Genomic DNA, 11,630 nt, shown 5'->3' with positions numbered 1-11,630 from the left:
TAGAAATATTCTTTTCCTATCCAACACTCTTATAATTCAGTTTCTGGTTTTTCAACAGGTTTTCAAAATCGTCAAATGGTAGTGGCTTTGAATACAGGAAGCCTTGAATGAGATCACATCCGATGGACTTAAGGTGTGCTACTTGCTGTTCTTTTTCAACTCCTTCAGCGACAACTTTGATATCTAGTTTATGAGCCAGGTCAATTAACGAGTCGACAATTGCTCGGTCACGTTTGTCTTCAACTATGTTATCAATAAATGCCTTATCGATTTTGAGTACATCAGCTGGAAAATTTTTTAGATAGCTGAGCGATGAATAGCCTTTACCAAAATCATCAAGCGCAATTGAAATGCCAAGTTCTTTCAGTTCGTTCAAAAGTAAACTGTTCTTTTCAACATGCTCTATCATAATATCTTCTGTTAATTCGACTTCCAGATTTTCGGCTGCCAGAGAACTATCTTGAAGTGCGAGATAAATATTTTCTTTAAGATTTCCTGTTTTAAAATGAGTACCTGAAATATTTACCGAAAAACTCAATTTTCCGTAGTACTTAACTACTTTTTTGGCAAAATGGCATACCTGATTTAAAACCCAGGCCTCGATACCAGCTAATAAACCTAGCTCCTCTAGCATGGGAATAAAAACAGGTGGAGATATCATACCCAGTTTCGAATGTCGCCACCTGAGCAATGCTTCTGCGCCAGATACTTTGGTGGTGTAAGAGTTGAATTGAGGCTGAAGATATATTACAAACTCTCCATTGATCAAAGCTCGTCTCAGATCGTTTTCAAGTTTCAATTTTTCTCGTGCCTGTTTATCCGGTTGGCCGGATAATATATGGAATCGATTTCGACCATATGTTTTTGCGAGCCTTAAGGCTGTTTCAGCTGACTTGAGAAGTGTATCAGAACTGGTTCCACATTGAGGAAAAGTGGCCATCCCCATGCTAGAGGTGATATGAAACTCTTGCTCACGAATGATAAAGGGGGAATCGAGTATATACTGTATCTTTTCTGCTATTACAGCCAGGTTAAAACTTTCGCCATAATTTTCCAATAAAATCGCAAACTCGTCATTCCCAAAACGAGCAATAATATCCGTCTCTCTTATACAACTGTTAAGTCGAGCAGCTATTTGTACAAGCAGATTGTCCGCGAACTCATGACCCGCTGATTCATTGATTACTTTAAAACGATCAATATCTAAAAAGATAATGGCAAATTCGAAATTGTCTCTCTTCGCTCTGCCTAAAGTATGTTCCAGGTGTTTTTGAAACATAAATCGATTAGACAATCCTGTTAATTGATCATGAGTTGATAGAAAAGCGAGTTTTTCTTTTGTGGATTTACGCTGCAAAGCGTGTCCAAGGGTTCTCTCAAATAGTACCGGAGTCAGCTCACTAAAAGGAAGGCAGTCATCTATCCCCAAGCAGAGCAACTGATGATCCAGACGGGCATTAAATTCCCGGGTAAGTAAGATGATTGGCTGATTGAGGTCAGCCTGAATGAGTGACCTGATATGACTGAGTTCAACTGAAGAAATATCGTCTGGTAGAGAGTAGATTATTGCTTCAGTATTCGTTTTCTTACATCGCTGAAAAGAAAAACTTTTTACTCTTTTGATATTGAATCTCTTATCCGGAAACAGTAAAAGTTTCTTTTTAAAAAGCTTGTAATGTCTATCACAATTTTCTATGAGTAGTAATTCCGTCATATTCCTTTAGTTCTTCGGCTAACTCTATACAGACAATTTAATTATAGGTGGAATACTTTCGAAATTCGGATTTTGTTTAGAATTTTTTAGCTAGATTTGAGGTTAAAAATCACATAATGATGCATATAGCGAACAGTTAAACCTGTCAATTGTTCGCATTTGGGAGATGATGGTTTTATAGAACATAATATAAAAATAGAGGTCGAGATAGTTTAATAAGCTATTGCTATAAAAAGCTACCTTAACGCAAAAACAGACGATAAATTAATCGATGAATCATCTTATTGTATGGTGGAAATGCCATTTTTGCGCTATTAAAGCGTCCGCGTTTAAATATTGATTTGGCCGATGAAAAGGTAAGAAATCCTTCTCTGGCATGATACATCCCCATTCCTGACGGGCCTATACCACCAAAGGGGAGATCATCTTGAGCTACATGCGAAACTGTATCATTAATACACACTCCGCCCGCGTGAGTCGTCTCAAGCAGCTTTTGCTGAATATTTTTTTCATGTGAAAAAAGATAAAGCGCCAGTGGCCTGTCTTTCGACTGTACATAGCTAATTGCATCATCAAATAGTTTATAACCGATGATCGGCAAAACGGGGCCGAAAATTTCCTGCTGCATGATGGTCATCGACTCTTTGGGGTCGAGTAAAAGAGTCAGTGGCATTGCCCTTTGATTCGTCGAGTCGTCAGTGGATAAAGGGATTATCCTGGCACCTTGTTGTTTAGCATCTGCTATCCAGTCAGACAGACGATCAAACTGCTGTTGATTAATGATTGAAGAGTATTCACCGTTATTGGTGTTAGGGTAGAGTTGCGCAAATTGTTTTCTGAAAGCTTGCACAAGTGCATCAACCTTATCTTCAGGACAAAGAACATAATCCGGAGCAACACAGGTTTGTCCTGCATTTAAACATTTTCCATACAACATGCGCTCAACGGCAAATTCCGCGGAGACATCAGGTCCGACAATTGCGGGGGACTTCCCACCAAGCTCCAGAGTTACAGGAGTAAGATTGTCGGCCGCCGCACTCATTACTTTTTTGCCAACCGAAGTCGAGCCAGTAAAAATCAAATGATCCCAAGGAAGAGAAGTAAAAAATGAGGCGACTTCAGGACCGCCTTCGACAAGGCACACTTCGTCTTGAGTAAATGCATCATTAATTATTTCTTCCAGCACTCGATTGGCATAGGGACAATATTCGGAAGGTTTTATCAAGGCTCGATTTCCTGCTGCAATAGCGGCTGCCAATGGCCCTAAACAAAGGTAAACGGGATAATTCCAGGGAGACATGATGCCAACTACGCCCAGAGGTTGATACATGATTCTCGCGTTAGCGGGTTGAAATAATATCGATACAGGGCGCTTTTCCGGTTGCATCCATTGGCGCAGGTGCTTGATACAGTGATTGATATTCATAACTGTAGGCATGATATCTGCGAGCATCGTTTCATCTACTGAACGACAACCAAAGTCAGCGGAAATTGCCTTGGCTAACTTATCCTTGTGTTTTAAAAGAGCCTTTTTCAACGCGATTAACTGCTGTTTACGAAGTTTCTCTTGCGGATAGGGCTGCTCTTTAAAACAACGTTTTTGAAGTTCAAATACTTCTCTGGCTTTTTGAATTTGCCTGGCGCTGTGATCTATCTGGGCATTACTACTATGATTTTTCATAATTGTATTCGTCTATTTCTATAATCGTTAAATCAGGAATTTCTTGATGGAACTATTCAATTGAGAATTTAATTTGGCCAAGAGTTCCAAAGTCTCCTACATAATCTCCACTACGGGCGGGGATCATTTTACCCAGAGCGCCGGTAATGAGGAGGTTTCCAGCTTCCAGTTTATAACCTTGAGCCAGTAAATGGTTAATCAACCAACGGAGGGCGCTCAACTGATCTCCTGAAGCATCGGTTGCTTTTCCTGATATGACTGTTTCTCCATTTAACTTCAGCTGTGTAGAAATTTCGTTGATTGCTTCAATTTCTTTCAGAGCGTATTTCTTGCCCAATATAAATTGGTGTGAAGCAAGGTTAGCCGCGACTAAGTCGATCCCTTTGATTTCCTTCGGCGATTTAAAGGCAAGATCAGGTAGTTCGATCACTGGAACGATTGCTTCAATGTAGAGTTCTAGTTGAGCATTACTTTCTATCGGTTGAGCGATTGCTTTAGAAAGTAAATAACCTATCTCCGTTTCAAGCATTAGCTTGCCTGCGTCGGAGAGTCTGATTACTTTATTTGCCTTTTTATGCCCACTTACAAAAAGCACTCCCGATAAAGGGGCCTTCACCTTGAATTTTTCTTGTCCGGGCTTTGAAGTTAGTCCTGCTTTGTACCCGGCAATATCGTCAGACTCTTCTCGGGATAATACGAAATCATGTTGAATACTATAGGCCTGATCTAGATTGGCTTGGGGCTGTATCTTACTCAAATGAGGCATGCCCGATTTAGTGGTAAATCCCAGTTGTAAATCTTGAATAAACTTTTCGCTGGCGGTTGCTGGCGAAAGAGTTAAAAGCAGGTAAAATAGAGCAACTAATTGGCAGAGTCTACTAGAGTTGTTCATTTTTTGTTCGCTCTTGTTTGTTATGATTCTAAAAAAATTGGTTTATCAGGGTTATTGATATTAGCGGCTTTTTAATCGTTTTAACTTGAAGCAGTCCGCTTGTCAAAACATACAATTACCAAAAAGTGTTATCTCACCAATGCGATTGTCATAAGTAAAGGCTTTAAAGAATAAAGCTTTTTACCGATTGAGTAATGGTCAGATGACTTTTCAATATACCGAATCAATTTATGGATGTCACACCTATTCTGGAAGGCCTGAACGAGGCACAAAAAGAGGCTGTTAGCGCAAGCGAACCAGCTCTGTTAGTTTTGGCTGGCGCCGGCTCTGGAAAAACCCGTGTGCTAGTTCATCGCATAGCCTGGTTGATTGCGACACAAAACCTGTCCCCGCACTCTATTATGGCGGTAACTTTTACCAACAAAGCGGCACATGAAATGAAGTCGAGGGTTGAAGGCTTGTTGGGGCGCTCAGCGGCAAACATGTGGATTGGTACTTTCCATGGGCTTGCCCATCGACTTTTGCGTGCGCATTGCCGTGATGCCGGTTTACCGGAAACTTTTCAGATCCTCGACTCCGATGATCAGTTAAGGGTCATTAAGCGAGTAATGAAGGACATGAGCCTGGAGGAGTCCGAGTGGCCAGCCAAGCAGGCACAGTGGTTTATTAACAAGCAAAAAGATGAAGGAAGACGACCTAAGGATATTCGGGCAAATGGTGATCTTTTCACCAATATTCATTGCAAGGTTTACTACCAGTATCAGCAAGCCTGCCAGACAGGCGGACTGGTAGATTTCGCTGAGCTTTTGCTCAAAGCCTACGAACTGCTGCGTGACAATCAGCATTTACGTGAACATTATCAGGAACGTTTCCGGCACCTGCTGGTTGATGAGTTTCAGGATACCAATGGCATTCAGTATGCCTGGATCCGGTTAATTTCTGCGCATGAATGTGATATCACAATTGTTGGTGATGACGACCAGTCTATTTATGGCTGGCGTGGTGCGAAGATAGAGAATATTCAGCGGTTTGAAAGAGAATTTTCAGGGACAAAAACAATTCGGCTGGAACAAAACTATCGCTCTACCGGCTCTATTCTAAAAGCCGCCAATGCGGTTATTGAAAATAATCAGGAGCGAATGGGTAAAAACCTTTGGACTGAGGGCAATGACGGTGAGCCAATCTCGCTATACGCTGCCTTTAATGAGCAGGAAGAAGCTCGCTTTATCGCTGCTCGAATCGAAGACTGGTATCAGCAGGGCAATGCTTATGGTGATTGCGCTATATTGTACCGTTCGAACGCACAATCGCGGGTCATTGAAGAGTTCCTCATTCAGCGACAGATTCCGTACCGTATTTATGGCGGACTTAAGTTTTTCGAACGAGCTGAAGTTAAAGATACGCTCGCCTATTTGCGCTTGATGTATAACCATCAGGATGATGCTGCGTTTGAGCGGGTAGTTAATACGCCTGCGAGAGGGCTTGGGGCTAAATCGGTAGAGAAAATTCGAGAATTAGCCAGAGGTAATCAGTCTACTTTATGGGAAGCAGCCTGGGAACTGGTAGAAGAGCAGGCATTATCACCCAAAGCAACCCTGGCGCTGGCTGAATTCCTTAATCTCATTAAGTTCGGTTATGAAGAGTTTCATGAATTGCCACTGAGTGAGCAGATTCAGATGACGATCGAAGCCTCCAATTTGATGGCAATGTACGAGAAAGAAAAGGGCGAAAAAGCACTAGCTCGAAAAGAGAACCTTGCGGAGCTGGCATCTGCAGCGAGAGAGTTTGACGTAGATGACTACCCGGAGCTTAGCCCGATGACTGCATTTTTGGCGCATGCCTCACTGGAAGCAGGCGATACACAGGCCGATCAGTATGAAGATTGCGTGCAGATGATGACCCTTCATTCAGCCAAAGGGCTGGAATTCCCATTAGTTTTTATCGCTGGAATGGAGGAAAAGCTATTTCCCCATATGATGTCGATGGATGAGCCGGATAAGTTGGAAGAAGAACGGCGACTGGCTTACGTTGGTATTACTCGTGCGATGAAAAAACTTTACCTGCTCTATGCGGAAAAGCGTCGCTTATGGGGAAAAGATACCTACCCTGCAGTTTCTCGTTTTATCCGTGAAATTCCCGCACAGCTAAAAGAAGAAGTGAGACTCAATGCTACCTTCAGCCAGCCTGTTTCAACCAGGACCAGGGCAATTAACGACGCCGCAGCTAACGACACCGGCTTTGTGTTAGGTCAAATGGTTGAGCACGCAAAATTTGGCGTTGGTGTTATTTTGAACTTTGAAGGGGAAGGGGACAGAACTGTGGCTCATATCAATTTTGAAAGCGGAGAGTCGAAGCGCCTGATGCTGTCCTATGCCAAGCTCAAGCCCTGTTAGCGACTAGCCGGCTGTTCTGGATGACAAAAAAAAGCCTCAAACATTGTTTGAGGCCTATATTGAATCTAGCTTGGGGAAACCAGATCCAAATTCCCGCATTGGTTAGGAGGGGTCGCGGGAGACGCGCGATGCGTCTGATAATAAGACGCGCCGAACAGGCATATAGTTTCATATTTTTATCGCGGTAAATGTAAACAATTGTTAATAGATGTTTTTTTAAAACTGAATGGTATTAAATATCCGATAACTGGATGATCGCTTCAGGATTCAATGACGTAACTTTTTCGAAGCAACTTTTTCCTTTCAAGGCTTTCTCGGCGGGTAAATCAGGTATTTCAAGTTTGCGTGTCAAGTTTGCTGTCAGCCACTCGGCTAGCAACTAACTATTTGATTTTAAAAAATAATCTAACCATTTTTTCACCCAAACTAGTGTTTGGGCGGTGGCGCGTAGAGCTCTCCTGCATTGGCATACATCAGCCAGGAGGCAAGTACATATTTATCATTGGATTCAGGAATGCTGCCGCGATGAGTGTGGGTGAAGGTACATGGCGCCAGGATTAAGCTACCCTGAGTGGGTTTTACTTTAGCTTGCTGGTAGAAAAACTCCGTTTCCCCGCCTTTATCGACATCATTCAGATAGATTAGCCAGAGTAGTACACGATGCAGTGATTTCTGTTGTTGATCGCTGGGGTGTGGATAATGCTCTGAGTGCCAGTGATGATAGCCGCCTTTGCCTTTGGTGTAGCGCTGTAAATTAACATCATCCAGCCGATAAATGGTTTTAACCAGATTTTCAACCTGCTCATCTCCCATTTGTGTCACATCTTCATGGGTAATGGTACGCGGCTTATTGGTTTTAGGGTCGAGAATACTTGGGGAAATAGCACCAGTCAGAATGAAAGGGTACACTTTTGCATATTGAACCGTTGCTTTGAGTATGGTTTGGGCAATGTTGTTGCAGTCCTGCTGCCACTCAGGGAGCTTTGAAATATAGAGATCGACGCTATCCTTCTTCGATTTATCGACACCAGCGCCGGTGCGACCTTCTTGCTTGTGTTTGCTTTTCTCGAATTTCTCAATCAGCGAGTTACAGTATTCAGGCGTAAATGCCTGCTTAAATTCGATGATAAAGTTTTGCATTGCTCTACCCCAAAAATCTATACGGTATAATTGTTGTTATTCAATGAATTGAATTGCTAGCCTATCGGCTCACTCGTCGAATGACAAGGTAAAAATTTGTGAGGCTGATTTACATCAAAGCGTTAAACCTTCTACAATAAACTTTATCGCTTTGAACTCACAGGTTTTGTGAACTCTACTCTAAAGGATGAAAAATGCTCACAATTTTGGCAAAGCTGTTAAAAGTTCTTAATTCGGAACAATCTCCGGGACAAATTGCCGCAGCAATATCTCTGTCTGCAATTGTTGGACTTACCCCCTTAATGTCATTACATAATTTACTGATAGTGTTTCTGGTACTTTTCTTCCGCGTCAATCTTACTATTTTTCTGGTAGCCTGGCCGCTGTTTACGATATTAGGTATGGCTATCTCGCCGCTTTCAGAAAGTGTGGGAGAGAGTATTTTACATGCACCGGCATTACTGACTACCTGGGAGTCATTCTACAATACGGTGATAGGCCGATGGAGTAACTTTTATTATAGTGGTGTTATCGGCTCTTTAGTGATTGCAATTGTGGTTGCGATTTTAGGCTATCCGCTAAGCCGAATTCTAGTTGTAAAGTATCGTGACACATGGATGAAAAAACTTGAAAAGTTAAGAATTGTGAAACTCCTAAGCGCGACCAAAATATGGCAGCTTTATCAGGGACAATGATTCCTCTGGTTGATTATCTGTGAATAAAAATTAAAGGTTTCTAAAGGGAAAATACAATGAAAATAATTCGATGGTGGGGCGTTCTTGCTTTTGCTGTGTTACTACTACTGATTACGCTGGTCTGGTACTTTCTCGCGCCAAGAGTTATTGCTTCTAGTATTGAGCAGAGTGGAAGTGAAGTTCTTGGTGCCAGGGTAGAAATTGCCAGTGTGGACCTTGCCCTGTTTCCTTTGTCTGTTTCGATTAAAGGGCTACAAGCTGCCGATCCTGAAGAACCGATGACAAACATCTTTGAGTCGGAAGAAGTCAAGTTTGCAATTGATAGTAGCGCGCTATTATGGAAGAAAGTTGTAATTGATGAGTTAACTTTAACAGGACTAAAAACGGGTACTCAAAGAGAGACAAGTGGCGCATTACCGGGAGGGCGAAAGTCTTCTCAGGCTATCGATAAAGTAGTGGAGCTGGTTGTTCCTGATGTTGCAAATTTTGATGTTAAGAAGATGGTTGAAGATGCTGATCTGATCACTCTTAAACGTATCGCTGCTTTTAAAGAAAGCAAAGAACAAATAGAAACTCAGTGGGACAAGGATCTAGATAAGGAAGCCTTCGACAAGAGAATTGAAAAAATAAAAGCTGAATACAAAAGACTGGCTGATCGAGCCAAAGACAATAAGTTAAATCTATTGAAAGACAAAAAAGAATGGAAAGCACTGAAGCGAGACATTGATGTGGAGCGAGAACGCATTAGCTCATTATCCGGAAAGCTCAAAAGTGATAAGTCTTCTCTGTCGAAACAGTATCAGTCAATAAAGCAGGGACCGAAAGATGACTTGAATGCTATTTTGAAAAATGTCGGACTGGATAGCGGCGTAGAAAGTTTGGTAGACAAGTACATTGGTCCTCAATATACGCCCTATGTAATGCAGGCTTTGGATATGATTAAGTCATTTGAACCCTCTTCAGCCGGTGCCGAGGAAAAAGAAAAAGCAGTTGTTCAGATGGGGCAGAAAGTTTATTTCAAAGATGAAATTAATTTTCCTGAATTTCTGGTTAAAAAGGTAACTATGGGGGGCAGTAATGAGGGCTGGAATATTGATGGAAAAGGGTTTGATCTCGGATATCTGCCCTGGTTGACAGGCAAGCCAGCTAAATTAAATCTATCTTTTGGTGGGAAAGGTAGTGCCAATTTTAATGTTGAAAGCCATTGGCCGTCAGCCAATAAAATGAAAACAACGATTGATTCAAAAGTTGCTAAATGGCCTCTAGAGTCTATGGAGTTAATGCAGACAACTGACGGAAACTGGATTATTGATTCTGGTGAGCTTTCCGCTGAGCTAACAGGAAATATCACTCTAGAGTCAATTAACCTGAGCGCCAAGTTTGCGATAGCATCACCGAAGCTTTCCTTTCCGGAAACGCTTGGAGGATGGCAGAAGTCTTTAGCACAAAGTATTAACGGTCAGTCAAAAATCAATTTTGAATTAACTGCGACCGGAACGATTAACGAGCCCAAAATTCGTTTGAAATCCAGTATTGAAAACCTTTTCAAGCAAGCCGTTGGCGAACAGCTAAAGAAAAAAGCAGAGGGACTCAAAGGGAAGGTAAATGAGGCATTGTCAGAAAAAATTGGTGATTTCTCATCGCTGCAAAACTTTGGTTCACAGTTTAAGGAGTGGCAGTCTAAGTTAAAGGCCAATGATGATGTGTTGGAGCAGTTGAAAGGAAAAATTAAAATTTAGCCATTCGGCCTATTCTTGCTTAGCAGAGAATTAGTTTATGATTTAAAAATCGTTTGACTAGGCTGTTTCTCTGCTATTTATTTTTCTTTTTACGCCTAAAGTTTATTGAGTGGACTCAATGTTCCTGAAGGATTTCGATAGAGTACATGCGTATAGATTTGTGTTGTACGATAACGAACTGCGTTTATAGTATTTTCCCCAAGTGGAGTTTGAATAACTTTAATTCAGTATACATAGCTCTTTTCGGTAAAAATAAGAATGTTGCAATGTTTTCGCATTTACGACGCTTAAGTCTTATAACTTGTTGAAAACGAAGGATGTCAAAAGTGAGTTAGGAATTAAATGCAGTAAGGTAATATTAATCCGATATTGACTTAGAAAGGCAGTTCAGTAACCATCGGATGTCTTTAAATAACTCAGTGAAATCTAAACTACCGTTTGAATTAAAATGAGATTTACTGAATACAATCAGCTGTAGTTGAACGAATTCATGATGATCGAGCAAACAAAGTCGATATAATCAGCCAAAATATAAAAGAAGGATATGTGGTGCTAATGATGTCCGAACATTTGGAATGGGATGATAAAAACTTCAAGCTCCGAATACTTCAAGATAAGATAAATTCCTATCTAGCATTTTTATAGTTGGGACAGCTGTTCGAAGAATATCCTTCGGCCGAAGGCGAAGAAATTAGAATACATCTTCACTGCATGCAAAAAACAAATGAAGAGGGTATGAGATTTGTAAACTTGATTTCTCCGATAATAGAAGGGGCAGGATTCAAATTTACATGGGAAATGCATAATGATAACTAGCAAGGCGTTGAAAAAAGACGCCGATAACAATAGCGTTTCTTAGCGAAGCGTTAGGACAATGAAGAAACATGAGACTATTTATATTAATCATAGCGCTTCTTTCGACTCAACTTTTTGCACAAGATATGGAGCTGCCAAGCCAATTGCCTGACGCAATAACAGAAGAAATCAGTATTTATTCCATAGCGCGAGAATGGGAAGTTCACCCAAAAGGACCTTATCTAGAGTTAAAAAAATCTGAATTGGAAAAATATGAACGAGGATTTATTCTAAGTAAAGGCAAGGTTGGCCCTTCTAGTAATATTATCAAAATTCTTAACACTGGATTTGGTGAGCCAGATGGAATTGCAGCTTGTTTTGAATCAAGACATTCAATAGAGTACAAGTCGATCTATGGATTAGTTAAAGTTGATATATGTTTCGAATGTAGAAAAACATATGTAAATATTAACGGATGGACACGATTTTTTTACCATACAAACACTGTACTTAATGAAGTGAATGAGGTTTTCGCTAGCGCAGGAGTTAGACTTCCTGTAAGCAAATAAACCGGACACCCC

At 41.1% G+C, this 11,630-nt stretch carries 8 protein-coding genes and 1 pseudogene; 5 read left to right on the top strand and 4 right to left on the bottom strand.

Annotated features, from left to right (window positions below; translation table 11 throughout):
- Positions 1-16 precede the first annotated feature (16 nt).
- From IYN84_RS13070 to IYN84_RS13060, 3 genes are all read right to left on the bottom strand, one after another.
- Positions 17-1,714, bottom strand: coding sequence for a bifunctional diguanylate cyclase/phosphodiesterase (locus tag IYN84_RS13070; protein WP_196139686.1), 1,698 nt, complete (start codon positions 1,712-1,714; stop codon positions 17-19).
- A gap of 241 nt (positions 1,715-1,955) precedes the next feature.
- Positions 1,956-3,395: a coniferyl aldehyde dehydrogenase gene (locus tag IYN84_RS13065; RefSeq protein WP_196139685.1), complete on the bottom strand. Its 1,440-nt coding sequence runs from the start codon at positions 3,393-3,395 to the stop codon at positions 1,956-1,958.
- Positions 3,396-3,447: 52 nt separating this feature from the next.
- Positions 3,448-4,287 (bottom strand): 2-keto-4-pentenoate hydratase, encoded by an 840-nt coding sequence (locus IYN84_RS13060; RefSeq protein WP_196139684.1) that lies wholly within the window; start codon positions 4,285-4,287, stop codon positions 3,448-3,450.
- Between the two features lie 230 nt (positions 4,288-4,517).
- On the opposite strand from IYN84_RS13060, the gene uvrD reads away from it, so the two are divergent.
- Positions 4,518-6,680: a DNA helicase II gene (uvrD, locus tag IYN84_RS13055; RefSeq protein WP_196139683.1), complete on the top strand. Its 2,163-nt coding sequence runs from the start codon at positions 4,518-4,520 to the stop codon at positions 6,678-6,680.
- Between the two features lie 426 nt (positions 6,681-7,106).
- Here the strand turns inward: uvrD and IYN84_RS13050 are convergent, their stop codons facing one another.
- Positions 7,107-7,820 (bottom strand): 2OG-Fe(II) oxygenase, encoded by a 714-nt coding sequence (locus IYN84_RS13050; protein ID WP_196139682.1) that lies wholly within the window; start codon positions 7,818-7,820, stop codon positions 7,107-7,109.
- 194 nt (positions 7,821-8,014) lie between these two features.
- Between IYN84_RS13050 and IYN84_RS13045 the strand changes: the two genes are divergently transcribed.
- From IYN84_RS13045 to IYN84_RS13035, 4 genes and pseudogenes are all read left to right on the top strand, one after another.
- On the top strand, positions 8,015-8,515 hold the full coding sequence (locus IYN84_RS13045; protein WP_196139681.1) for a TIGR03546 family protein: 501 nt from the start codon (positions 8,015-8,017) through the stop codon (positions 8,513-8,515).
- Between the two features lie 56 nt (positions 8,516-8,571).
- Positions 8,572-10,254: a TIGR03545 family protein gene (locus IYN84_RS13040; protein ID WP_196139680.1), complete on the top strand. Its 1,683-nt coding sequence runs from the start codon at positions 8,572-8,574 to the stop codon at positions 10,252-10,254.
- 462 nt (positions 10,255-10,716) lie between these two features.
- A pseudogene (locus IYN84_RS21710) lies at positions 10,717-11,070 on the top strand (DUF6572 domain-containing protein).
- A gap of 68 nt (positions 11,071-11,138) precedes the next feature.
- On the top strand, positions 11,139-11,618 hold the full coding sequence (locus IYN84_RS13035; protein WP_196139679.1) for a hypothetical protein: 480 nt from the start codon (positions 11,139-11,141) through the stop codon (positions 11,616-11,618).
- The last annotated feature ends 12 nt before the right edge of the window (positions 11,619-11,630 follow it).

This window comes from Aliikangiella sp. G2MR2-5 (assembly GCF_015687155.1).
Classification (GTDB): Bacteria; Pseudomonadota; Gammaproteobacteria; order Enterobacterales; family Kangiellaceae; genus Aliikangiella.
Note: the sequence above shows the minus strand (reverse complement) of the source record. Positions and strands in the feature narration are given on the sequence as shown.